This window comes from Ensifer oleiphilus (assembly GCF_013371465.1).
In the GTDB taxonomy this organism is placed as follows: domain Bacteria; phylum Pseudomonadota; class Alphaproteobacteria; order Rhizobiales; family Rhizobiaceae; genus Ensifer; species Ensifer oleiphilus.
Map to the genome: position 1 here is coordinate 322,506 of NZ_JABWDU010000001.1, position 24,957 is coordinate 347,462.

Genomic DNA, 24,957 nt, shown 5'->3' on the forward strand with positions numbered 1-24,957 from the left:
CCGGCAGGGGTTGTGCGCCGTTTTCATGTCACTATGTTGTTGCAGAAACGTGGTCTAAGCCCGGCAGATATGAATGATTCGGGATGACGCGGATGACGATCGAGCTTCTGGATTCGACGAGCGTGGTAGACACTTCTCAGGCTTGCGTCGGCAAGACAATGACCGCCCCGGCGACCGACGTTCTCGGACGAATAGCCAATCTGGAGACCCGCCTTGCGCGCAACGCATCTGAGATCGATGCGGCGCAGGCTGTGCGCTACAAGGTTTTCGTCGACGAGATGAAGGCGCAGGTCGGCCCCGACCTCGATCGTCGCAAGCGCGACGTCGATAGCTGGGACGCGATCTGCGACCATCTGCTTGTGCTCGACACGGCGATCGAGGGCGATCCGGAGGACCAGATCGTCGGCACCTACCGCCTGCTGCGCCAGGATGTGGCCGAACGGGCGGGCGGCTTCTACTCCGCTTCGGAGTTCGATGTCGGAGCCCTTGTCTCGCGCCACTCCAACAAGCGCTTCATGGAACTCGGCCGCTCCTGCGTGCTGCCGGAATACCGCACGAAACGAACGGTAGAGCTGCTGTGGCAGGGCAACTGGGCCTACGCATTGCGATACGGCGTCGATGCGATGTTCGGCTGCGGATCGTTCCCGGGCACCGTTCCGGCCGAGCATGCGCTGGCGCTCTCCTTCCTTCACCACAACATCCGTGCGCGCGAGGAATGGGCTGTCTCCGCGAGGCCCGAATTGCACCGGACGATGGACATGATGCCGGTCGAAGCCATCAATCCGAAGAAGGCGCTGGCCGCCTTGCCGCCGCTGATCAAGGGCTACATGCGCCTCGGGGCAATGGTCGGCGACGGCGCTGTGGTCGATCATGCATTCCGCACCACCGACGTGCTGATCGTTTTGCCGATCAGCAACATCTCGGGCCGCTACCTCAATTATTACGGCGCGGATGCCGGGCGGTTCGCGACTTCGGTGTCCTGACAGGTAGTCGACGCAATTAACCAGATATTAAGGATGGATTTGACTCTCGGCCTCGAAAGAGACGATAGTCTTGTCAAGAAGAGTTTTGGTTTTATGACGAAATAATAGAAAGATTAACGGAGAGAGCCGCTAGATTCAAATGAGATTGGCGTGCATTTTGCTCTATCTCCACATTATTTCATCGCATAGGAAGTAAGTCTTCCATTATGTATTGAGCTCGACCCCTTTCCCAAGGGTGTCGAGCTCTTCTTTTGTGTAAAGATCTATGATTTTTCCGCGTGGGATCGACACACCCTGCTCCATTGATGGACAGGGCGTGTCTCGAAATCGGACATTTTGCGTCGATGTCACATTCCGGCGTTGTAGGCTGCGATTGCAGCCATGTTGACGATATCGGAATCCTTCGCCGACATCGAAACGATCTGCACCGACTTGTCGAAGCCGACGAGCAACGGACCGATGACGGTCGAGCCCCCGAGCTCCTGCAGCATCTTGGTCGAGATCGAGGCGGAGTGGAACGCCGGCATGACCAGCACGTTGGCCGTGCCGGACAGGCGGCAGAACGGATACTGCTCCATCACCTTCGGATTGAGCGCTACGTCTGCGGCCATTTCGCCGTCATATTCGAAATCGACGCGGCGCTTGTCGAGAATATTGACCGCCTCGCGGACCCGTTCCGAGCGTTCGCCGGAGGGGTGGCCGAAGGTCGAATAGGCCAGCATCGCAACGCGCGGCACGTAGCCGAGGCGCTTGGCAAGACCGGCCGCTTCCTCGGCGATATCGGCGAGCTCCTCCGACGACGGCATGTCGTGTACCGCCGTGTCGGCCACCAGCACGGTGCGGCCGCGGCAGAGTGCGATCGACACGCCGATGACCCGATGGCCGGGCTTCGGATCGATGCAGCGGCGCACGTCCTCGAGTGCCGTCGAATAGTTGCGCGTGACGCCCGTCACCAGGCCGTCGGCATCGCCGAGCGCCACCATGCAGGCGGCAAAATGGTTGCGGTCGTTGTTGATCAGGCGTTGGGCATCGCGGAACAGATAGCCCTTTCGTTGCAGCCGGGCGTAAAGGTAGTCGGTATAGGCGCCGACCCGCTTGGAAACGCGGGCGTTGACGATCTGGATGCCGGGGCGGTCGAGATCAATGCCCTCGCGCTCCGCCGTTTCGCGCATGCGGTCCTCGCGGCCGAGCAGGATCGCGGTGCCGAGTTGCTGGTTGGCATAGGCGATCGCCGAGCGCATCACCTGCACCTCTTCGCCTTCGGCAAAGACGATGCGCTTCGGCTGGCGCCGGACGCGCTCATAGATCCGCTGCAAGGTCGAGGCGATCGGGTCACGCCGGGCAGAAAGCTGCCGTCCATAGGCTTCGAGATCTGTGATCGGCTTGCGGGCGACGCCGCTCTCCATCGCCGCCTTCGCGACGGCCATCGGGATCGCCGAGATCAGGCGCGGATCGAAGGGAACCGGGATGATGTACTGCGCGCCGAAGCGCGGGCGGTTGCCCTGATAGGCGGCTGCCACATCGTCCGGCACGTCTTCCTTGGCAAGGCTTGCCAGCGCCTCGGCGGCTGCGATCTTCATCGTGTCGTTGATGGTCGACGCGCGCACGTCGAGCGCGCCGCGGAAGATATAGGGGAAGCCGAGAACGTTGTTGACCTGGTTCGGATAGTCCGAACGGCCGGTGGCGACGATCGCGTCGTCACGGATGCGCGCGACTTCTTCAGGTGTGATTTCCGGATCCGGGTTGGCCATGGCGAAGATGATCGGCCGCGGCGCCATCGAGCGGACCATGTCTTCGGACAGCGCACCCTTGGCGGAAAGGCCGAAGACCACGTCGGCGCCCTCGATCGCCTCGGCAAGCGTGCGGCGGTCGGTCTTGACCGCATGCGCCGACTTCCACTGGTTCATGCCTTCGGTGCGGCCCTGGAAGATCACGCCCTTGGTGTCGCAGAGGATGACGTTCTCCGGGTTGAAGCCCATCGCCTTGATGAGTTCGATGCAGGCGATCGCCGCCGCACCCGCGCCGTTGCAGACGAGTTTGGTGGTCTTGAAGTCGCGGCCGGTCAAGGCCAGCGCATTGATGAGCCCGGCCGCGGCAATGATCGCGGTGCCGTGCTGGTCGTCGTGGAACACCGGAATGTCCATGACCTCGCGCAGCTTCTGCTCGATGATGAAACAGTCCGGCGCCTTGATATCCTCGAGGTTGATGCCGCCGAAGGAGGGGCCGAGGAAGCGCACGCAGTTGATGAACTCGTCGACGTTCTCGGTATCGACCTCAAGGTCGATGGAATCGACATCGGCGAAGCGCTTGAACAGCACCGCCTTGCCTTCCATGACCGGCTTGGAGGCAAGCGCCCCGAGATTGCCGAGGCCGAGGATGGCTGTGCCGTTGGAAATGACGGCCACCATGTTGCCGCGCGTGGTGTAGTCGTAGGCGGTCGAAGGGTCCTCGGCGATCGCCTTGACCGGCACGGCAACGCCCGGCGAATAGGCAAGCGACAGGTCGCGCTGCGTGGCCATGGCCTTGGTGGGGGAAATCTCCAGCTTTCCGGGACGACCCTGCGAGTGAAAATCGAGCGCTTCCTGCGCGGTGACGCTCGTCATTGTGCGATCGGTCTTGTCGGTGGCCGGCATGTTTCCTCTATCCTCCTGTGGGCGACCCTGTCGGGCCGCCTCTTTATGGTTGTCGTCTATAATTGCTTGGCGATAGTGTGCCATCTCTTTTTTCGGGACAATCATGAATTTCGTGACAGACCAATCGAGCCGCTCCGGCGAGGTGTTTTCTGCAGCTGAACTGGCGACCGAGGAGAGCCGCTCCACGGCAACGCCGATGATGGAGCAGTTCATCGAGATCAAGGCGAACAACCCGGATTCGCTGCTGTTCTATCGCATGGGCGACTTCTACGAGCTGTTCTTCCAGGACGCGGTCGAGGCATCGCGGGCACTCGGCATCACGCTGACGAAGCGTGGCCAGCACATGGGGCAGGAAATCCCGATGTGCGGCGTGCCGGTGCACGCGGCCGACGATTATCTGCAGAAGCTGATCGGCCTCGGCTTCCGCGTCGCGGTTTGCGAGCAGGTCGAGGATCCGGCCGAAGCCAAGAAGCGCGGCGGCAAGTCGGTCGTGCGCCGCGATGTCGTCCGGCTGGTGACGCCGGGTACGATCACCGAGGAAAAGCTGCTTTCGCCATCCGAGACCAACTATCTGATGGCGCTCGCGCGTATCAAGAGCAGTTCGGAGCCGGCCTATGCGCTCGCCTGGATCGACATCTCGACCGGCGTCTTCCGGCTCGCCGAAACGGCTGAGAGCCGGTTGCTCGCCGATATCCTGCGCATCGAGCCGCGCGAACTGATCCTCGCCGACACCGTCTTCCACGATCCGGAACTGCGTGCCGTGTTCGACGTGCTCGGCCGGGTGGCGGTGCCGCAGCCGGCCGTGCTGTTTGACAGCGCCACCGCCGAAGGCCGCATCGCCCGCTATTTCGGCGTCAAGACGCTTGATGGTTTCGGCAGCTTTTCGCGCGCCGAGATGGCGGCGGCATCCGCTGCCATCTCCTATGTCGAAAAGACCCAGCTTGCCGAACGCCCGGCGCTCGGCACGCCCGAGCGCGAAAGCGCTGCCTCGACGCTGTTCATCGACCCGGCGACGCGCGCCAATCTCGAGCTGGTCAAGACGCTCTCTGGTGCCCGTGAAGGCACGTTGTTGAAAGCGCTGGACCGGACGGTGACGAGCGGCGGCGCGCGGCTCCTGGCCGAACGGCTGATGTCGCCGCTGACCGATCCCGACCGCATCAACCAGCGGCTCGATTCGATCGAGATCCTGGCCGGCCAGCCGTCCTTTGCCGGCGATCTCAGGGATTCTCTGCGGCGTGCGCCCGATATGCCGCGGGCGCTGTCGCGGCTGGCGCTTGGCCGGGGCGGTCCACGCGATCTCGGCGCCATTCAGGCCGGTCTTCGGGCAGCGGCAACCATCTCGCGGCTGATGGCCTCGGGCAATCTTTCCGAGGAGCTTGTGGCGGCGCGCGCGGCGATCGACGCCCTGCCGGCGTCCGTTCTCGACCACCTCGATGCGATGCTTGCCGACGAGCTGCCGCTGCTCAAGCGCGATGGCGGCTTCCTGCGCGAGGGGGCCAATGCCGATCTCGACGAAGTCAGGGGACTGCGCGATCAGTCCCGCCGGGTGATCGCCGGGCTGCAGCTGCAATATTCCGAAGAGACCGGCATCAAGTCGCTGAAGATCAAGCACAACAACGTGCTCGGCTACTTCATAGAGGTGACGGCGGGCAATGCCGGCTCGATGACCGACACGGACGAGGGCCGCGCCCGCTTTATCCATCGCCAGACCATGGCGAATGCCATGCGCTTCACGACAACCGCCCTTGCCGAGCTTGAGAGCAAGATTGCCAACGCTGCCGATCGGGCGCTGACGATCGAACTTGCCGCCTTCGACGCGATGACCGCTGACGTCGTCTCGGCGGCCGAGGTCATCAAGGCGGCTTCGCTGGCGCTTGCAACCGTCGACGTGTCGGCCGGTCTTGCGATCCTTGCCGAAGAACAGAACTATGCCCGCCCGGTCGTCGACCACACGCGCATGTTCGCCATCGAAGGTGGCCGCCATCCTGTCGTCGAGCAGGCGCTTAAGCGCCAGGCGGCCAACGCCTTCGTCGCCAATGGTTGCGATCTGTCGCCGCCGTCTGGCGAAGAGGGCGGATCGATCTGGCTGCTGACGGGCCCGAACATGGGTGGTAAGTCGACCTTCCTCCGGCAGAACGCCCTGATCGCCATTATGGCGCAGATGGGCACCTTCGTTCCCGCCGCAAGCGCCCATATTGGTATCGTCGACCGGCTGTTTTCGCGCGTCGGCGCCTCGGACGATCTCGCCCGCGGCCGCTCTACCTTCATGGTCGAGATGGTGGAGACGGCGGCAATCCTCAATCAGGCAACCGATCGCTCATTGGTCATCCTCGACGAGATCGGGCGTGGCACCGCCACATTCGACGGCCTGTCGATCGCCTGGGCCTCGGTCGAGCATCTGCACGAGGCCAATCGCTGCCGCGGCCTGTTTGCGACCCACTTCCATGAGCTGACCGTGCTTTCGGAAAAGCTCGGCCGGCTGTCGAACGCGACCATGCGCGTCAAGGAGTGGCACGGCGACGTGATCTTCCTGCACGAGGTCGGGCCGGGGGCTGCCGACCGTTCTTATGGCATCCAGGTCGCCCGTCTCGCAGGCCTGCCGGCCTCGGTCGTGGCGCGGGCCAAGGACGTGCTGGCCAAGCTCGAAGACGCCGATCGCAAGAACCCGGCAAGCCAGCTGATCGACGATTTGCCGTTGTTCCAGGTGGCGATCCGCCGCGAAGAGGCCAAACCTGCCGGGAACTCCAGGGTTGATGAGGCGCTGAAGGCGCTCAACCCTGATGATATGACGCCGCGCGAGGCTCTCGATGCGCTCTACGCCCTGAAGAAGGAACTGAGCGCCCGTTGACTGGCGCGCCGTTTTTCCTGTGCATGCGCCGGTGAAAAAGGCTATACAGCGCCGCGCGCCCTTCGAGGGCGTGGCGATGAGCCTGTAGTAACTCGAAATACTGTACGGTCCCGGTTCGGCCTTGATCGAATGGGAGCATGCAGGAATGTTCTTCATGCAGCGGACCACGCAACCAGTCGGACAGGACGCCCCTCGGCACTTCATGGGCAGACACGAAACTTCCTTTCCCGAAATTCTCGATGTCGCAGCGCTTCGGGCGAAATGCGACTTCATCGCCTCGGCCCACGCCGAGCAGCGCGAACCGATGCGCCAGGCACTGCTTGCTGCCTTCAAGCAGGCAAATATTGCAGGCCGCGCCAAGGCGCGCGAACTGTTTGCCGGCGACGGCGGCGGCATTCTCTGCGCCGAGCGCATTTCCTGGCTTCAGGACCAGCTGATCACGGTGCTGCATGATTTCGTGCTCAACGAGATTTTCGACGCTGCCAATGCGCCACCGGCTTCACGCATCGCTGTGGCTGCCGTCGGCGGTTATGGCCGCGGCACGCTGGCGCCCGGCTCCGATATCGACCTTCTGTTCCTGCTGCCGGTCAAGAAGGCCGTCTGGGCCGAACCGGCCATAGAGTTCATGCTCTATATCCTCTGGGATCTGGGCTTCAAGGTCGGTCACGCCACGCGCACGATCGAGGACTGCATCAGGCTCTCGCGCGCCGACATGACGATCCGCACCGCGATCCTTGAAACCCGCTACATCTGCGGCTCCGAGGTGCTGGCGGCCGAGCTTGAAACGCGCTTCGACCATGAGATCGTGCGGAACACCGGGCCGGATTTCATCGCCGCCAAGCTTGCCGAACGCGACGAGCGCCACCGCAAGGCGGGCGACACGCGCTATCTCGTCGAGCCCAACGTCAAGGAAGGCAAGGGCGGGCTCCGGGATCTTCACACGTTGTTCTGGATCGCCAAGTATTTCTATCGGGTCAAGGATTCGGCCGATCTCGTGAAGCTCGGGGTTCTCTCCCGAACGGAATACAAGCTGTTCCAGAAGGCCGAGGATTTCCTCTGGGCAGTACGCTGCCACATGCATTTCCTCACCGGCAAGGCCGAGGAACGGCTGTCCTTCGACATCCAGCGCGAGATCGCCGAGGCACTCGGTTATCACGACCACCCGGGCCTTTCGGCGGTCGAACGTTTCATGAAGCACTACTTCCTGGTGGCGAAAGACGTCGGCGACCTCACCCGCATCTTCTGCGCAGCACTTGAGGATCAGCAGGCCAAGGACGCGCCGGGCCTTTCCGGGATCATCGGCCGCTTCACCCATCGCAGCCGCAAGATCGCGGGCACGCTCGACTTCGTCGATGACGGTGGGCGCATCGCGCTCGCAAGCCCCGACGTCTTCAAGCGCGACCCGGTCAATCTGCTGCGCTTCTTCCACATCGCCGACATCAACAATCTCGAGTTCCACCCGGCGGCGCTTCGCCAGGTGACGCGCTCGCTCGGCCTGATCAAGCCGCAGCTGCGCGAGAGTGAAGAAGCCAACCGGCTGTTCCTGTCGATCCTGACCTCGCGGCGCAAGCCGGAGCTCATTCTTCGCCGCATGAATGAAGCCGGCGTGCTTGGCCGCTTCATTCCGGACTTCGGCAAGATCGTCTCTATGATGCAGTTCAACATGTATCATCACTACACGGTGGACGAGCATCTGCTGCGTGCAGTCGACGTTCTCTCGCGGGTCGAGCGCGGCATCGAGGAGGACGCCCACCCGCTGGTGGCCAAGCTGATGCCCGGTATCGAGGAGCGCGAGGTGCTCTATGTCGCCGTGCTTCTGCACGATATCGCCAAGGGCCGGCCGGAGGATCATTCGGTCGCCGGCGCCAAGGTGGCGCGCCGGCTCTGCCCGCGCTTCGGCCTGACGCCGAAGCAGACCGAGCTTGTCGCCTGGCTGATCGACGAGCACCTGACGATGTCGATGGTCGCCCAGACCCGCGACCTCAACGATCGCAAGACCATCGTCGACTTTGCCGAGCGGGTTCAGTCGCTCGACCGGCTGAAGATGTTGTTGGTCCTCACCGTCTGCGACATCCGTGCCGTCGGCCCGGGGGTGTGGAACGGCTGGAAGGGGCAATTGCTCCGCACGCTCTATTACGAAACCGAACTCCTGCTTTCCGGCGGCTTCTCCGAGCTGTCGCGCAAGGAGCGTGCGGCCCATGCCGCAACGATGCTGAGCGACGCGTTGACCGACTGGCCGCCAAGCGAGCGCGAAGCCTATGTCCGGCTGCACTACCAGCCCTATCTGTTAACGGTGGCGCTTGAAGACCAGATCCGCCACGCCCGCTTCATCCGCGAGGCCGATGCTGCCGGCAAGGCGCTGTCGACCATGGTGCGCACCCACCAGTTCCATGCGATCACAGAAATCACCGTGCTTTCACCCGACCACCCACGGCTGTTGACGGTCATCGCCGGCGCCTGTGCCGCGGCCGGCGCCAACATCGTCGATGCGCAGATCTTCACGACGTCGGACGGCCGGGCGCTCGATACCATTCTCGTCAACCGCGAGTTTCCCGTCGACGGCGACGAGACGCGCCGGGCGGCAAGCATCGGCAAGCTGATCGAGGACGTGTTGTCGGGCCGCAAGCGGCTGCCCGAGGTGATCGCCAGCCGCACCAAGGTGAAGAAGCGCAACAAGGCCTTCACCGTGACCCCGGAAGTGACGATCAGCAACACGCTGTCGAACAAGTTCACGGTCATCGAGGTCGAGTGCCTCGACCGCCCCGGCTTGCTGTCGGAAATCACTGCCGTGCTCTCGGATCTGTCGCTCGACATTGCCTCGGCGCATATCACCACCTTCGGCGAGAAGGTCATCGATACCTTCTACATCACCGATCTCGTCGGCCAGAAGGTCACCAGTGAAAACCGCCAGATGAACATCGCCGCCCGCCTGAAAGCCGTCATGGCCGATGAGGCCGACGAGGTTCGAGACCGGATGCCGTCCGGCATCATCGCGCCTGCCGCAGGCACGTCCTCCGCTCAAAGAACGACAAAAGCCGAAACATGAGTCTGGTCAAGAAATTTGCAACCGTCGGCGGCGCCACGCTCGGCAGCCGCCTGTTCGGCTTCATCCGCGAAACCTTCATGGCGGCAGCCCTTGGCACCGGCCCGGTCGCCGATGCCTTCAATACCGCCTTTCGTCTGCCCAACACCTTCCGTCGGCTGTTTGCCGAAGGTGCGTTCAACTCCGCCTTCGTGCCGCTCTTTGCCAAGGAGATCGAGGCGAACGGCATGGAAGGCGCGCGGCGCTTCTCCGAGGAAGTCTTCGGCGTCCTCTTCACGGTGCTCTTGTTCCTGACGATCGCGATGGAACTGACGATGCCCTTCATCGTCAGCAACCTGATCGCCCCCGGCTTTGCCAACGATCCGGAAAAGCTCGGCAATACCATCGTCTTTGCAACGATCATGTTCCCCTATCTCGCCTGCATGTCGCTGGCCGCGATGATGGCCGGCATGCTGAATTCGCTGCATCGCTATTTCGCTGCCGCAATCGCGCCGGTGTTTCTCAACATCATCCTGATCGGCATCCTCGGTTATGCCTGGTACGTCGGCCAAGACCCGATTGCCGTCGGCTACGGCCTCTCCTGGGGCGTGATGGCAGCAGGCCTCGTGCAACTGGCGATCGTCTGGGTGGCCGTGCGCAACGCCGGCATCAAGATCGGCTTCCGCCGGCCGCGGCTGACGTCCAACGTCCGGCGGTTGCTGGTGCTTGCGCTGCCGGCCGCGATCACCGGCGGCATCACCCAGATCAACCTCTTGATCAACACCAACATCGCCTCGGCTCAGGCGGGCGCCGTCTCCTCGCTCGTCTATGCTGACCGCATCTACCAGCTGCCGCTGGGGGTCGTCGGCATCGCGGTCGCAACGGTGCTGTTGCCGGAATTGGCGCGGGCGCTGCGCTCCGGCAACCTCAACGAGGCGTCGAACCTGCAGAACCGCTCTGTCGAATTCACCCTGTTCCTGACATTGCCGGCGGCGGCCGCACTGCTCGTGATGTCCGAGCCGATCGTCCGGCTGCTGTTCGAGCGCGGTGAATTCTCGGCGTCGTCGACCGTGGTCGTCGGCCATATCCTGGCGATCTACGGCCTCGGCTTGCCGGCCTTCGTACTGATCAAGGCGTTCATCCCCGGCTTCTTTGCCCGCGAGGATACCCGCACGCCGATGGTCTTTGCCGGTATTTCCGTGGCCGTGAACGTGTCGCTGGCACTGACACTGTTTCCGCGGCTGGGCGCGAGCGGTATCGCAACGGCGGAAATCGTTGCCGGCTGGGTCAACGCCGTGCTCCTCTTCGGCATGCTCGTCTGGCGCGGCCACTGGGGTCGTGACATCCCGCTTCTGACCCGCATTCCCCGTCTCGTCATCGCCGCCGCCGGCATGGCTGTCGCCTTGCACTTTGCCTTGCAATGGCTGGCCTACGAAGTGTCGTCGGCAGCGCCGCTGATCGTGCGCGCGACGACGCTCTGCGCTCTGGTTGCCGTCGCCATGGTGATCTACTTCGCCATCGCCTTCGGCATCGGCGGCGCCAATCTCGGCATGATTCGCCGCAACATGAAGCGCAAGGCGAAGGCCAAGGCAGAACCTGCACCGACCCCGGACGCGGACGCCTGAACCATCCGGCGATGCCTATCTTAATCGGCGTCGGCCGCTTGGATTTGGGCCACTTGATTGCGCACCCTCCGACGTGCATAAGCCATGCCGTTAGCTACATGGGCGACAAGCCCTGGGGCCCTCCACCAGCCTATTGAGGACGACATGAACGAATTCAAGCCGCTCGTATTTTCCGGCGTACAGCCGACGGGCAACCTCCATCTCGGCAATTATCTCGGCGCGATCCGCAAGTTCGTGGCCCTGCAGGAAAACAACGACTGCATCTATTGCGTCGTCGACTTGCATTCGATCACGGCCCAGCTCGTGCACGAGGACCTGAAGGGGCAGATCCGCTCGATCGCCGCCGCCTTCATCGCGTCCGGCATCGATCCGGAAAAGCACATCGTCTTCAATCAGTCGGCGGTGCCGCAGCATGCGGAACTCGCCTGGATCTTCAACTGCGTCGCCCGCATCGGCTGGATGAACCGGATGACCCAGTTCAAGGACAAGGCCGGCAAGGACCGCGAGAATGCGTCGCTCGGCCTGCTTGCCTATCCGAGCCTGATGGCCGCCGACATCCTCGTCTATCGCGCCACGCATGTTCCCGTCGGCGACGACCAGAAGCAGCATCTCGAACTGACGCGCGACATCGCCCAGAAGTTCAACATCGACTTCATGGAGCACATCCGCGCCCGCGGCTATGGCGTCGACACCGTCGTCGGCGAAGAGCCTGTTCACGCCTATTTCCCGCCGGTGGAGCCGCTGATCGGCGGCGCTACGCCCCGCGTCATGTCGCTGCGCGATGGCACCAAGAAGATGTCGAAGTCCGATCCGTCGGATCTTTCGCGCATCAACCTGATGGACGACGCCGAAACCATCTCCAAGAAGATCCGCAAGGCCAAGACCGATCCGGACGCGTTGCCGAGCGAAATCGACGGCCTCAAGGGCCGTCCCGAGGCGGACAACCTCGTCGGCATCTACGCAGCCCTTTCCGACAAGACCAAGGAAGAGGTTCTGGGCGAGTTCGGTGGCCAGCAGTTCTCGGTGTTCAAGCCGGCTCTGGTGGATCTGGCGGTCGAGGTTCTCGCGCCGATCACCGGCGAGATGCGTCGCTTGATGGGCGATACCGCCCATATCGACGCCATTCTTCGCAACGGCGGCGAGCGTGCTCGGGCGCGTGCGGAAAAGACCATGCACGAGGTTCGCGATATCATCGGGTTTCTGCAGTAATAGACGAAAATGAGACCTTGCGGCGGATAATCTGGAATGTAATGTTCGCCGCATGGTCTCGACCCGACTCTCACGACTTGAAGGTCACCGCCGCAAATTCATGGCGGTGATCGACGATACCCCGGAATGCGGCCGCGCCGTGCACTATGCTGGCATGCGCGCCAAGAATTCCAATGGCGGTCTCGTCTTGCTCTACATCATCGCCGACGGCGACTTCCAGCAATGGCTGGGGGTCGAGGAAATTATGCGTGCCGAAGCCCGCGAAGAGGCGGAAGCCACCCTTGCCAAGGTGGCGCAGTCCGTGCGCGAGCGCATCGGGATAGAGCCCGAAATCGTCATCCGCGAAGGGGCCGCGACCGAGCAGATCCATTCGGCCATCGAAGAGGATCGCGACATCGCCATCCTCGTTCTGGCCGCAGGCTCGGCAAAGGAAGGCCCCGGTCCGCTGGTATCGTCGATCGCAGGTAAGGCGGCCGCCTTCCCGATCCCGGTAACCGTCATCCCGGATCTCCTCACCGACGAGGAAATCGACGCGCTGAGCTGAGCTGCGTCCCTTTGCGCCCTTGCGGGGGCGGAACGAAGATCATATATTCTTTTGAACTATTCTAAAGAGCCGGTTGAGGACCGATCCCGGCGAGACGGAGAAAAACATGTTCATCCAGACCGAAGCCACGCCGAACCCGGCCACGCTCAAGTTCCTGCCGGGCAAGGTCGTGCTGGAAAACGGCACCGCCGAATTCCGCGACGAGGAAGAAGCGCGTGCCGGCTCGCCGCTTGCTGCCCGCCTGTTCTCGATCCCCGGCGTCAGCGGCGTCTATTTCGGCTACGACTTCATCACCGTCAGCAAGGACGGGCAGGAGTGGCAGCACCTGAAGCCCGCCATCCTCGGCTCGATCATGGAACACTTCATGTCCGGCGCGCCGATCATGGCCGGTGCCGGTCGTGCCGAGCAGCTGGATGAGGAAGACGAGTTCTTCGAGCCGGGCGACGAGACCATTGTCGCCACCATCAAGGAACTGCTCGAAACCCGGGTTCGCCCCGCCGTTGCGCAGGACGGTGGCGACATCACCTTCCGCGGCTTCAAGGATGGCACCGTGTTCCTGAACATGAAGGGCGCCTGCTCCGGTTGCCCGTCGTCGACGGCAACTTTGAAGCATGGTGTGCAGAACCTGCTGCGCCACTTCGTGCCCGAGGTGGAAGCGGTCGAAGCCGTCTGATATCGCGATGGCGAACGGCTGCGCCCTTCGGGGCCGTGGCCGCCTGTCTTTGTCGAGTAAGCGTGACCGCGATGCCATCGGGGCGACGCGGCGAGATGCGTCTGGAACTGCTGCAACTGAAATGATCGTCCTTGCCATCGACACCTCCGGGTCCGGCTGTTCCGCTGCCATCTATGACAGTGGCTCTGACGCCGTTCTCGGACAATCCGGGGCCGACATCGGCCGCGGCCATGCCGAACGGCTGATGGAGTTCGTCGACGCGGCGCTCGCCAGCGCCGATCGCCCGATTGGCGATATCGATCGCATCGCCGTTACCATCGGCCCGGGATCGTTTACCGGTATCCGTGTCGGGGTCGCGACCGCGCGCGGTCTGGCGCTTGCGCTTGGCAAACCGGCAGTCGGCATTTCCTCACTTCACGTTCTCGCGGAGGAAGCCCGTGCCGCGGCGCCGGGCAAAGCGGTTCTAGTCGCCATCGACGCCAAGCGCGACGAAGTCTATCTCCAGGCGTTCGATGCGGCGGGCCATGCCGTCACTGAGCCGGAAGCGCTCCCGGTCATCACCGCGCGCGACCGCTTTGCCGGTTTTGAGGGGTGCGTTGCCGGTTCGGGCGCCGAACTCCTGACCTCCGTGACGCCGGTCAAGACTGCCGAGCTTGTCGATATTGCAGTGGTCGCCCGGCTTGGTGCCAGCGCAGATCCAGCCTCGGCCAAGCCGAAGCCCCTATATCTTCGGGGCCCCGACGCCAAGCCGCAAGCGGGCTTCGCCGTGACCCGAGCCTAGACCCCGATGAGTTTCACCGACTACTTCACGCGCCGTGCCGAGTTCGACATCTTCCCGCTGGAGGAGCCGGATCTCATGGCTGCTGCCGGCCTGCATCGCCAGCGCTTCGCCTCTCCTTGGAGCGATGGTGAAATCCATGCTCTGCTGGTCCAGGACACGGTGTTCGGTTTCGTCGCCCGCCAGACCAACGGTTCGTTGCGGCCCGCCTTCGGTGGTTTCGTGCTGTCACGCGCTGTTGCCGGCGAAGCCGAAATCCTGACGATCGGCGTCGATCCCCGTTATGCCCGCTCCGGCCTCGGCTGGCGGCTGATGCAGGCGGCGATGCGCGAAGCCTCGGTCAAGGGATCGGACACGCTCTTCCTCGAGGTGGACGAGACCAATCAGGCCGCGATCGGACTCTACCGCAAGCTTGGCTTCCTCAAGGTCGGCGAACGCGGTGCCTATTATCAGGACAAGACAGGACAGCGCACTGCCGCGCTTGTCATGCGGCTCGATCTTCGCTAGTGCGAACACGATTGGTTTGGCACGTATCGGATGAGCCAAGCCTTCGCACAACCATGCGGAGTGGTGCGTGAACGGCGCAGGAAATCCTTTTCGATGATCAATTGGCTGCGCATCGCCCTTTTTGCGCTGGTGCTGGCGCTTGCGTCGCTCGTGCTGATGCCGGTGCAGATCGTCTGCCTCTGGCTGGATCTGAAGCCGCGCCGCCTGTTGCCGCGCTACTGGCACCGCATGGCCTGCTACCTGCTCGGCATCAAGGTGCGGGTGCACGGTATACCCGACCGCCGCCGGCCCCTGCTTCTGTGCGCCAACCATGCTTCGTGGAAGGATATCCTGGTCCTGTCTTCGGTGGCCGATGTCGTCTTCGTCGCCAAGTCCGAGGTCAAGGAATGGCCGGTCTTCGGCGTTCTCGCACGGCTGCAGGCTTCGATCTTCGTCGTGCGCGAGCAGAAGCGGGCGACAGGAAAACAGGTGAGCGAGATCGGCCAGCGGCTCGCCGGCGGCGAGATCGTGGTGCTCTTCCCCGAAGGCACGACCTCGGACGGCAACCGCCTGCTTGAGATCAAGACGTCGCTGTTCGGCGCTGCCGCCTCTGCCGTGCCGCATTCCCCGACCGGTCTGGTGCACGTCCAGCCGGTGGCTATCTCCTATACGGGCATTCACGGAATGCCGATGGGGCGCTTCAACCGCCCGATCGCCGCATGGCCCGGAGATACCGGCCTTGCGCCCCATCTGCTCGGCATCTTGCGTGAAGGCGCCATCGAGGTGGATGTCGATTTCGGCGAGGCCGTCGACTACGACCACCACACCAATCGCAAGGAAGTCAGCCGCATCATCGAGCAGCGCATCCGTTCGATGCTGTCGGACCGCCTGCGAGGGCGGGCCGGGCCGAGAGCATCGTGACCGGACGGCCGGTGAAAATACTTCAATTCCGGCCCGCTTTGCACTAAAGAACCGGCATGACCCAGGAAACAGCTCTTCTGACGACGCCCGTAACGGGCGACGAACGCACGCCGGCCCGCAAGGTTTTCGTAAAGACCTACGGCTGTCAGATGAACGTCTACGACAGCGACCGCATGTCGGATGCGTTGACGCGCGACGGCTATGTCTCGACGGATGTGCTTGAGGATGCCGACTTCGTCCTGCTCAACACCTGTCACATCCGCGAGAAGGCGGCAGAAAAGGTCTATTCCGAGCTTGGCCGCCTGCGCGATCTGAAGAAGGCGAAGGCGCTCGAAGGCCGCGAGATGGTGATTGGCGTTGCCGGCTGCGTCGCGCAGGCCGAGGGCAACGAGATCCTGCGCCGGGCGCCGGCCGTCGATCTCGTCATCGGCCCGACCACCTATCACCGCCTGCCGGAAGCGCTGAAGCGCGCCCGCAACGGCGAGCGTGTCGTCCAGACAGATTATGCGGTCGAGGACAAGTTCGAGCATCTGCCGGCGCCCGACAAGGCCAGGACCCGGGCGCGCGGTGTGACGGCGTTCCTGACGGTGCAGGAAGGCTGCGACAAGTTCTGCACCTTCTGCGTCGTTCCTTATACGCGCGGATCGGAGGTTTCCCGCCCCGTCGCCCAGATTCTGTCCGAAGCGCAAAAACTGGTCGAGGCCGGCGTGCGCGAAATCACCCTGCTCGGCCAGAACGTCAACGCCTGGCATGGTCTTGGTCCCGATGGTCGCGAATGGGGGCTCGGCGATCTTCTGCAGTGTCTTGGCGACATCGAGGGGTTGGCGCGGCTGCGCTACACCACCAGCCATCCACGCGACATGGATGACAGCCTGATCGAGGCGCATCGCTCCATGCCGAAGCTGATGCCCTATCTGCACCTGCCGGTGCAGGCGGGCTCCGACCGCATCCTCAAGGCGATGAACAGGCGGCATACGGCGGCCGAATATCTCGCCCTGATCGAGCGTATCCGCGCGGTGCAGCCCGACCTCGCTTTGTCGGGCGATTTCATCGTCGGCTTCCCCGGCGAGACCGACGAGGACTTCGAAGACACGATCCGGCTCATCGAGGCCGTGGGTTATGCACAGGCATTTTCGTTCAAATATTCCACCCGTCCGGGCACGCCCGGCGCCGAACTCGACGAACAGGTTCCAGAGGACGTCAAAGCCAAGCGTCTGGAAAGATTGCAGGCTTTGCTGATTTCCCAGCAACGCGCCTTCGCCGAATCCTGCGTCGGGCGCGAAATCGACCTGCTTCTGGAGAAGCCGGGCCGCATGCCCGGGCAACTCGTCGGTCGTTCGCCCTGGCTTCAGCCCGTGAATGTTGATGCAAAAGCATCGCAAATCGGTGACATTATCAAGGTGCGAATCATCAAGGCAGGATCCAACAGTCTGTTTGCCGAGATGATCGGGTAAGGACCGAAAACAGGAGCCTGAACCGCTTGAACGGACACGAACTGATCTCTTCATCATCGCGCCAGTCGAAAACAACTGCGACAGACGCCAATCACTTCGTGCTCACTTTCGAGAACAACCGGTTCGCGAGCGAACTCTTCGGGCAGTTCGACCAGAACCTGAAGCTCCTCGAGCAGCGGCTTCGGATCGAAGCGCATCCGCGCGGCAATTCCGTTGCGATCTCGGGCGACGTCGTCGCTACCAATCAGGCGCGTCGCGCCCTCGATTTCCTCTATGGACGGTTGCAGAGCGGCGGCTCGATCGATACGTCGGATGTGGAAGGCGCGATCCGGATGGCGGTCGCCGCCGATGATCAGCTACAATTGCCGACCATGGAGAAAAAAGCCAAATTGACGATGGCGCAGATTTCAACGCGCAAGAAGACGATCGTTGCCCGCACACCGACGCAGGATGCCTATATCCGCGCGCTGGAGCGTTCCGAACTCGTCTTCGGCGTCGGTCCGGCCGGTACCGGCAAGACCTACCTCGCGGTTGCCCATGCGGCCCAGCTGCTTGAGCGTGGCGCCGTCGACCGCATCGTGCTTTCCCGTCCGGCCGTTGAAGCCGGCGAGCGCCTCGGCTTCCTGCCGGGTGACATGAAGGAGAAGGTCGATCCCTATCTTCGGCCACTCTATGACGCGCTCTACGACATGATGCCGGGCGACAAGGTGGAGCGGGCCATCACGGCAGGCGTCATCGAAATCGCACCGCTCGCCTTCATGCGCGGTCGAACGCTTGGCAATGCCGCCGTCATCCTCGACGAGGCACAGAACACCACGTCGATGCAGATGAAGATGTTCCTGACCCGTCTTGGCGAAAATGGCCGGATGATCGTGACGGGTGACCCGAGCCAGGTCGACCTGCCGCGCGGCGTCAAGTCGGGTCTGGTCGAGGCCTTGCAGATTCTTCGCGGCGTCGAAGGCGTTTCGGAAATCCGTTTCAAGGACGTCGACGTCGTGCGCCATCCGATGGTGGCGCGCATCGTCAGGGCCTACGAGGCGCAGACGGCCGTGCACGACGAAAGCGAGCAGGGCGACCGCTGATTGGCGGTCGTTGCGATCATGACCGCATTGGATATCCAGATCAGTGTCGAAGAGGGCGATTGGCCCGACGAAGACACGCTTCTCGCCTTTTCGTTGCCGGTGCTTGAGGCAGCGGCGGCCTTCCTGTTGACGGAAGAGCGCCAGCCGTTTCCGAAGATGCAGCCCGAGCTGTCGCTGGTTTTCACCGACGACGCCTCCATTCGCACGATCAATGCCGAATGGCGCAGCCAGGACAAGCCGACCAACGTCCTGTCCTTCCCGGCCTTCCCGATTACACCAGGCAAGATGCCGGGACCGATGCTCGGCGACATCATCGTGGCACGCGAGACGCTGGAGCGCGAAGCTGCAGATCTCGAAAAGACCTTCGATGCGCATCTGACGCATCTTCTCGTGCATGGATTCCTGCATCTTTTCGGTTATGATCATATGGTAGATGATGAAGCCGAAAGAATGGAAAGCCTGGAGACTCGCATTTTAGCGCGTCTTGGCTTATCTGATCCCTACGGGGACCGATCCCCGGATTAACAGTTTGGACCAATGAGCGACTTTAAAACACAGCCCGTCGCAATGGCGACCGAGGAGGCCGATGCCTCCGGAGAGGCGGAGGCGGGCAGTAGTAGCACCGCCACTCGACAAGAGGGCACCAAATCCACTTCGTCCTTCTGGAGCCGTGCGGCGCGCATTTTGCGTGGCGCCAATCCTTCGAGCCTCCGCGAGGACCTTGCCGACGCACTGCTGACGGACGCCGACAGCAACACGGCATTTTCGCCCGAAGAGCGGGCGATGCTAAACAACATCCTGCGCTTCCGCGAAGTGCGCGTCGAGGACGTCATGGTTCCGCGCGCCGACATAGAGGCCGTCGACCAGAGCATCACCATCGGTGAACTGATGGTGATCTTCGAGGAGTCCGGCCGCTCGCGCATGCCGGTCTATAATGAAGGTCTCGACGATCCGCGCGGCATGGTGCACATCCGCGACCTGCTCGCCTATGTCACCAAGCAGGCCCGCAACCGCCGTCGCAACGGCAAGGCACAGACCGCTGCCGCGTCCGGTTCAGCCGAGAAGGCGCCGCGATCGCCCAAGGCGACCTTCGATCTGTCGCGTGTCGATCTCGGCAAGTCGCTGGAGGAGGCGGGCATCATCCGCCAGCTTCTGTTCGTGCCGCCGTCGATGCTCGCGTCGGACCTGATGCAGCGCATGCAGGCGGCCCGCATCCAGATGGCGCTCGTCATCGACGAATATGGCGGGACCGACGGTCTCGTTTCGCTCGAAGACATCGTCGAGATGGTCGTCGGCGACATCGAGGACGAGCATGACGATGACGAGGTCATGTTCGCCAAGACCTCCGAGGATATCTTCGTCGCCGATGCCCGCGTCGAGCTGGAGGAGATCGCCGAGGCGATCGGCTCCGATTTCGACGTGCGCGAACAACTCGAGGATGTCGATACGCTCGGCGGCCTGATCTTCGCCTCGCTCGGACGCATTCCGGTCCGGGGCGAGGTGGTGCAGGCGCTTCCCGGCTTCGAATTCCAGATCCTTGATGCCGATCCACGACGCGTCAAGCGCGTGCGCATCATGCGCAAGCGTCCGCCGGCCCGTCGCCGCGTGGTGCGCCCGGAGGGCGAACTGGCACAGGAACAGCTGCCCGCCAATCGCGGTAACGGCACCGAGCCGCAGCAAGCGTCGGCCAGCGAACAATAGCCCTGTTCACCAACTGCATTCCCAGCGAAGCTCTCGATCTCGATCTCGATCTTCGCCGGGAACGGTAACCGGTCATCGACCGGTGGCGTCCAATGTGTGCATCAAATTCGACGCCTGGTGCTGCAAAGGGGACAAGCAGCTACTTTTTTGGAACACTGCCGGCAACTGATTCGGTTGTTCTTCCCGCGCAGCGTCCGTGTTCTGCGGCCTGCGCCAACAGGAGGCTGCATGGAAAGACTGGCTGGCAGGATCATGCTTCTGTCGGGCGCGCCCCGGCTATTTCTGGCCTTTGTCGCGGGGCTCCTGGCTGTTCTGACACAACCGCCGTTCGGCATCTTTGCGGCCGCCTTCCTCTCCTTTCCGATCCTGGTCTGGCTGCTCGACGGAGCGACCGGTCACCCGGATGGCGGGTTGATCCGCCGGCTCTGGCCGGCGGTGTCCATCGGCTGGGCCTTCGGCTTCGGTTACTTCCTCGGAGGGCTCTGGTGGCTTGGGAACGTGCTGCTGGTGGAGGCGGACAGCTTCGCCTGGGCGCTGCCGCTCGCGGTCGTCGGGCTTCCGGCCTGCCTTGCCGTGTTCTACGCACTCGCAACCCTGATTGCCCGCATCCTGTGGTCGGATGGCGTGGGGAGGATCGCGGCATTGGCATTGGGCTTCGGTCTTGCCGAATGGTTGCGCTCCTTCATCTTCACCGGGTTTCCCTGGAACGCTATCGGCTATGCGGCGATGCCGATGCCGGTAATGATGCAGTCGGCCAGCGTCGTCAGCCTCGCGACCATCAACATGCTGGCGGTATTCGTCTTCGCGGCCCCGGCCCTTGCCGGGACGGGCAAGGGCGGCTGGATTGGTCTCAGCCTTGCCGTCGCGCTCTGTGCCGCACATATCGGCTTCGGATTTTATCGGCTTGCGCTGCCGGCGCCGGCCGGACCGGATCAGCCGTTGGCCGTTCGCCTCGTCCAGCCGGTGATCGATCAGGCCAAGAAGCTCGATGACAACGAGCGCGGCGCGATCTTCGAGGAACATCTCGCCTTGACCGCAGTACCCGCCGAAGGCGGCGCCAGGAAGCCCGACATCGTCGTCTGGCCGGAAACCTCGATCCCTTTCGTCCTCACAGACAGCCCCGATGCGCTCGCGCGCATTGCCGAAGTCCTCGACGACGAGCAGATCCTCATTGCCGGCGCGGTGCGCGCGGAAGATGCAGGAGCCGGCCTGCCGCCGCGCTATTACAATTCGATCTACGTCATCGACGGGCGTGGCCAGATCATCGGCGCCGCCGACAAGGTGCATCTTGTTCCCTTTGGTGAATACCTTCCGTTCGAAGATCTGCTGATGTCCTGGGGCTTGAGTTCGGTGGCTGCCGCCATGCCGGGCGGCTTCTCGGCCGCCAAGACTCGCTCCCTGTTGACCTTGCCGGGTGGTCGCACCTTTTACCCGCTCATCTGCTACGAGGCGATCTTCCCCGGCGAGATCGGCACGGACGCACGCGGCGTCGACGCACTGCTCAACATCACCAATGATGCGTGGTTCGGCGACACGCCAGGCCCGCGCCAGCACTTCCATCAGGCGCAGTTGCGTGCAGTGGAAACGGGAGTACCCCTTATCCGTGCAGCCAATAATGGTATATCAGCGATTGTTGATGCACGTGGGGTTTTAGTGGTAGGATTAGCGTACAATTATAGGGGAGTGGTCGACACAATTCTGCCGGGAAGGCTTCCTACGCCCACGAATGAGGTCATACGTAGCCGAATTTTCGGGTTGTGCGCAATCTTCCTCCTGCTGGTTGCAGTCTTCTCGCGTGTTAGTTTTAATATTAGGAAGAATTGACCTAAAACCCCTAAAATTGCATAGTGGTCCGCACCATCGGTTTCTGCTGTGGCGACTCTTTTGTCTTCACCGTTGCGGTTGCAGCGGTGGGCGGTGTCCCCCTGTCAGTCCGTGGATGATTGAAAACAGCGTGTTTAGGAACGCAGATATGATGGAAAACAAGAAGAAGCCGAACCCGATCGACATTCACGTCGGTAGCCGGATTCGTCTTCGCCGCACGATGCTTGGCATGAGCCAGGAAAAGCTGGGCGAAAGCCTGGGCATCACGTTTCAGCAGATCCAGAAGTATGAAAAAGGCACGAACCGCGTTGGTGCCAGCCGGTTGCAGAACATTTCCGGCATCCTGAATGTCCCTGTTTCCTTCTTCTTCGAAGACGCTCCCGGTGAAAACACCAGCGCTTCCGGCCTGGCCGAAGCCTCGAGCTCGAACTACGTCGTCGACTTCCTCTCCTCCTCGGAAGGGCTTCAGCTCAATCGTGCTTTCGTCAAGATCACCGATCCCAAGGTGCGTCGCAAGCTCGTCGATCTCGTCAAGGCGCTGGCTGCGGAAGCAGAGAGCGAATAGTCCCAAAACCCATCGGAATTGGAAAACAAAGCGGCCATTGGTGCCGCTTTTTTCTTGCCCGCCGTTTCCCTCTGATATTCGAAGTGATTGGCGCCGTTGTTGATATAAAGATATATTTATGTCGTTGTTCGCTTGTTTTTCGGGCGCAAAACCACTAACACGATGCCAGCGCTTATCTTCTTGAGGGGAATTCCCGCATGCGTTCAAACTACCTGTTCACGAGTGAATCCGTGGCCGAGGGCCATCCGGACAAAGTATGTGACCGTATCTCCGACGAGATCGTCGATCTGGTCTACCGTGAAGCTGCCAAGACCGGTGTCGATCCCTGGGGCGTACGCATTGCCTGCGAAACGCTGGCGACGACGAACCGCGTCGTGATCGCCGGCGAAGTCCGTCTGCCGCCGAGCCTTCTGAAGAAGGACAAGAACGGCAACGACGTCATCAACCCCTCGAAGTTCAAGTCCGCCGCGCGCAAGGCGATCCGCGACATCGGCTACGAGCAGGACGGTTTCCACTGGAAGACGGCGAAGATCGACGTTCTCCTCCACTTCCAGTCCGCACATATTGCTCAAGGCGTCGACAACGCGTCTGACAAGCAGGGCGAAGAAGGTGCAGGCGACCAGGGCATCATGTTCGGTTACGCCTGCCGCGAAACCTCTGAGCTGATGCCGGCGCCGCTCTATTATTCGCACCGCATCCTGCATCTGCTCGCTGCGGCCCGCAAGAAGGGCGACGGTGAAGTCGCCAAGCTTGGTCCTGATGCCAAGAGCCAGGTTACCGTCCGCTACGTCGACGGCAAGCCGGCGGAAGTCGTCTCGATCGTTCTGTCCACCCAGCATCTCGACGAGAGCTGGGATTCGGCCAAGGTTCGTGCGGTTGTCGAGCCCTATATCCGCGAAGCGCTCGACGATCTGAAGATCGCCGCCGATTGCACCTGGTACATCAACCCGACCGGCAAGTTCGTCATCGGCGGCCCGGATGGTGACGCCGGCTTGACCGGCCGCAAGATCATCGTCGACACCTACGGTGGTGCCGCTCCGCACGGCGGCGGCGCCTTCTCGGGCAAGGACACGACCAAGGTCGACCGTTCGGCTGCCTATGCAGCGCGCTACCTTGCCAAGAACGTCGTTGCTGCCGGTCTTTCCGACCGTTGCACGATCCAGCTGTCCTACGCCATCGGCGTTGCTCAGCCGCTCTCGGTCTATGTCGACCTGCACGGCACCGGCAAGGTCTCCGAGGACCAGGTGGAAGATGCGATCCGCAAGACGATGGACCTGTCGCCGACCGGCATCCGTCGCCACCTCGACCTCAACAAGCCGATCTACGCCAAGACCGCAGCCTATGGCCACTTTGGCCGCAAGGCCGGCCGTGACGGCTCGTTCTCCTGGGAGAAGCTTGATCTGGTCAAGCCGCTCAAGGAAGCCATCGGGGCTTGACGCTTCGACATTTGCCGGACACAGAACGTCCGGCCGCTAAAGCTGAAAGGCGGATGCCCCCGAAAGGGGTGTCCGCCTTACTCGTTGAAGGAAGTTTGTCATGACTGAACCGCGCCGCAGCCGCGCAACGGAAGCCTTCTTCGGACGCCGCAAGGGCAAGCCCTTGCGCGAGCGCCAGGCGGCCCATCTCGAAACGATCCTGCCGAGGTTGAAGCTCGATCTCGGTGCGGCCGCGCCGCGGGACATGAAGTCGCTCTTTCCCGAGCCGATCGATCGCATTCGGCTGGAGATCGGCTTCGGCGGCGGCGAGCATCTGATCCACCGCGCGGCCGAAGATCCCTCGACCGGTTTCATCGGTGTCGAGCCTTTCGTCAATTCCATGGCGAAGTTGATCGGGCAGATCGAGGAGAAGGGTGTCTCCAACATTCGTCTCTACAATGATGACGCTACGCAGGTGCTGGACTGGATGCCGGCGGCCTGTGTCGATCAGATCGACCTGCTCTATCCGGATCCATGGCCAAAGCGCAAACACTGGAAGCGGCGCTTCGTCTCAGCCGTCAATCTCGACCGCTTCGCCCGCGTGCTGAAGCCTGGCGGTCATTTCTGCTTTGCGTCCGATATCGATACCTACGTCAACTGGACGCTGCTGCATTGCCGCGACCACGCCGCCTTCGAATGGACGGCCGAAGAGGCGTCGGACTGGTTGACGCCGTTCGACGGCTGGCCGAGCACGCGCTACGAGGCCAAGGCACGCAGGGAAGGGCGGAGTTCCGCCTATCTGACGTTCCGCCGCGTTTCAGCGACGGTCCACCTCACAAATTATGCAGTAACCTGAAAGCGTCTGGTGCGCGTCAGATCTGACGCGCGGCGCTTTTGCATTCCCGTGGCGAAGGGTCGCCGCGGTCGACGGTCAGTGCAGGCTGACAGTCCGCAGTTCGTCCTCAGCCGCCTTGTAGAAGGTGCTGGAGCGATTGTCGGTCAGAAGGATCGGCGTGCCGTCCGCACCGAACAGGGCCCACAGATCGATGCCCGGTCCCATTTCCGGCGCTTCCGGGAAGCAACGGGAAACCTCTTCCGATCGCATCTTTCTGATATAGCCGACTTCGCCCTCGCCGAGATGTGCGAGGTCGTTCATGGACAATGACGAGGTGATGGCTTTCAGTCCCATGGTGG

Annotated in this window: 20 protein-coding genes; 18 read left to right on the top strand and 2 right to left on the bottom strand. The window is 62.5% G+C overall.

Going from position 1 to position 24,957, the window contains the following annotated elements; translation table 11 throughout:
- Positions 1-92: 92 nt before the first annotated feature.
- Positions 93-983 (top strand): l-ornithine N(alpha)-acyltransferase, encoded by an 891-nt coding sequence (olsB, locus tag HT585_RS01655; protein ID WP_176351336.1) that lies wholly within the window; start codon positions 93-95, stop codon positions 981-983.
- Positions 984-1,330: 347 nt separating this feature from the next.
- Here the strand turns inward: olsB and HT585_RS01660 are convergent, their stop codons facing one another.
- Positions 1,331-3,616 carry an NADP-dependent malic enzyme gene (locus HT585_RS01660; RefSeq protein ID WP_176351337.1) on the bottom strand — a complete coding sequence of 762 codons (2,286 nt, stop codon included), beginning with the start codon at positions 3,614-3,616 and terminating at the stop codon, positions 1,331-1,333.
- A gap of 103 nt (positions 3,617-3,719) precedes the next feature.
- Here HT585_RS01660 and mutS point away from each other — a divergent pair, with 103 nt between their 5' ends.
- The 17 genes from mutS (at position 3,720) to trmB (ending at position 24,619) form a co-directional block, all read left to right on the top strand.
- Entirely contained in the window at positions 3,720-6,464 is a 2,745-nt protein-coding gene (mutS, locus tag HT585_RS01665) for a DNA mismatch repair protein MutS (protein WP_176351338.1), read from the top strand.
- Positions 6,465-6,666: 202 nt separating this feature from the next.
- A complete protein-coding gene (locus HT585_RS01670; RefSeq protein ID WP_176351339.1) occupies positions 6,667-9,510 on the top strand; it encodes a [protein-PII] uridylyltransferase in 2,844 nt (947 codons plus the stop codon).
- Complete coding sequence (gene murJ, locus HT585_RS01675) at positions 9,507-11,111, top strand: murein biosynthesis integral membrane protein MurJ (RefSeq protein ID WP_176351340.1); 1,605 nt, start codon at positions 9,507-9,509, stop codon at positions 11,109-11,111. Before HT585_RS01670 ends, murJ begins: the two co-directional genes overlap by 4 nt.
- A 144-nt stretch (positions 11,112-11,255) precedes the next feature.
- Positions 11,256-12,320 (top strand): tryptophan--tRNA ligase, encoded by a 1,065-nt coding sequence (gene trpS / locus HT585_RS01680; RefSeq protein WP_176351341.1) that lies wholly within the window; start codon positions 11,256-11,258, stop codon positions 12,318-12,320.
- Positions 12,321-12,372: 52 nt separating this feature from the next.
- On the top strand, positions 12,373-12,864 hold the full coding sequence (locus tag HT585_RS01685) for a universal stress protein (RefSeq protein ID WP_176351342.1): 492 nt from the start codon (positions 12,373-12,375) through the stop codon (positions 12,862-12,864).
- Positions 12,865-12,970: 106 nt separating this feature from the next.
- Positions 12,971-13,537 carry a NifU family protein gene (locus HT585_RS01690; protein ID WP_077502982.1) on the top strand — a complete coding sequence of 189 codons (567 nt, stop codon included), beginning with the start codon at positions 12,971-12,973 and terminating at the stop codon, positions 13,535-13,537.
- Between the two features lie 121 nt (positions 13,538-13,658).
- On the top strand, positions 13,659-14,318 hold the full coding sequence (tsaB, locus tag HT585_RS01695) for a tRNA (adenosine(37)-N6)-threonylcarbamoyltransferase complex dimerization subunit type 1 TsaB (protein ID WP_176351343.1): 660 nt from the start codon (positions 13,659-13,661) through the stop codon (positions 14,316-14,318).
- Between the two features lie 6 nt (positions 14,319-14,324).
- Complete coding sequence (locus tag HT585_RS01700) at positions 14,325-14,822, top strand: GNAT family N-acetyltransferase (RefSeq protein ID WP_176351344.1); 498 nt, start codon at positions 14,325-14,327, stop codon at positions 14,820-14,822.
- A 93-nt stretch (positions 14,823-14,915) separates the two neighbouring features.
- Positions 14,916-15,722 (top strand): lyso-ornithine lipid O-acyltransferase, encoded by an 807-nt coding sequence (olsA, locus tag HT585_RS01705; RefSeq protein ID WP_176351345.1) that lies wholly within the window; start codon positions 14,916-14,918, stop codon positions 15,720-15,722.
- Between the two features lie 56 nt (positions 15,723-15,778).
- A complete protein-coding gene (miaB, locus tag HT585_RS01710) occupies positions 15,779-17,176 on the top strand; it encodes a tRNA (N6-isopentenyl adenosine(37)-C2)-methylthiotransferase MiaB (protein ID WP_176351346.1) in 1,398 nt (465 codons plus the stop codon).
- A 26-nt stretch (positions 17,177-17,202) separates the two neighbouring features.
- Positions 17,203-18,258: a PhoH family protein gene (locus tag HT585_RS01715; protein ID WP_176351347.1), complete on the top strand. Its 1,056-nt coding sequence runs from the start codon at positions 17,203-17,205 to the stop codon at positions 18,256-18,258.
- An 18-nt stretch (positions 18,259-18,276) separates the two neighbouring features.
- Entirely contained in the window at positions 18,277-18,783 is a 507-nt protein-coding gene (gene ybeY, locus HT585_RS01720) for an rRNA maturation RNase YbeY (protein ID WP_176351348.1), read from the top strand.
- Between the two features lie 12 nt (positions 18,784-18,795).
- Positions 18,796-19,959 carry a hemolysin family protein gene (locus HT585_RS01725; protein ID WP_176351349.1) on the top strand — a complete coding sequence of 388 codons (1,164 nt, stop codon included), beginning with the start codon at positions 18,796-18,798 and terminating at the stop codon, positions 19,957-19,959.
- Positions 19,960-20,187: 228 nt separating this feature from the next.
- Positions 20,188-21,783: an apolipoprotein N-acyltransferase gene (gene lnt / locus HT585_RS01730; RefSeq protein WP_176352152.1), complete on the top strand. Its 1,596-nt coding sequence runs from the start codon at positions 20,188-20,190 to the stop codon at positions 21,781-21,783.
- A 148-nt stretch (positions 21,784-21,931) separates the two neighbouring features.
- Positions 21,932-22,348 carry a helix-turn-helix domain-containing protein gene (locus tag HT585_RS01735; RefSeq protein WP_077502973.1) on the top strand — a complete coding sequence of 139 codons (417 nt, stop codon included), beginning with the start codon at positions 21,932-21,934 and terminating at the stop codon, positions 22,346-22,348.
- Between the two features lie 197 nt (positions 22,349-22,545).
- On the top strand, positions 22,546-23,784 hold the full coding sequence (gene metK / locus HT585_RS01740) for a methionine adenosyltransferase (protein ID WP_173418827.1): 1,239 nt from the start codon (positions 22,546-22,548) through the stop codon (positions 23,782-23,784).
- 100 nt (positions 23,785-23,884) lie between these two features.
- Positions 23,885-24,619, top strand: coding sequence for a tRNA (guanosine(46)-N7)-methyltransferase TrmB (trmB, locus tag HT585_RS01745; RefSeq protein WP_176351350.1), 735 nt, complete (start codon positions 23,885-23,887; stop codon positions 24,617-24,619).
- Between the two features lie 75 nt (positions 24,620-24,694).
- Here the strand turns inward: trmB and HT585_RS01750 are convergent, their stop codons facing one another.
- On the bottom strand, positions 24,695-24,952 hold the full coding sequence (locus tag HT585_RS01750) for a BQ00720 family protein (RefSeq protein WP_053248868.1): 258 nt from the start codon (positions 24,950-24,952) through the stop codon (positions 24,695-24,697).
- Between the last annotated feature and the right edge of the window lie 5 nt (positions 24,953-24,957).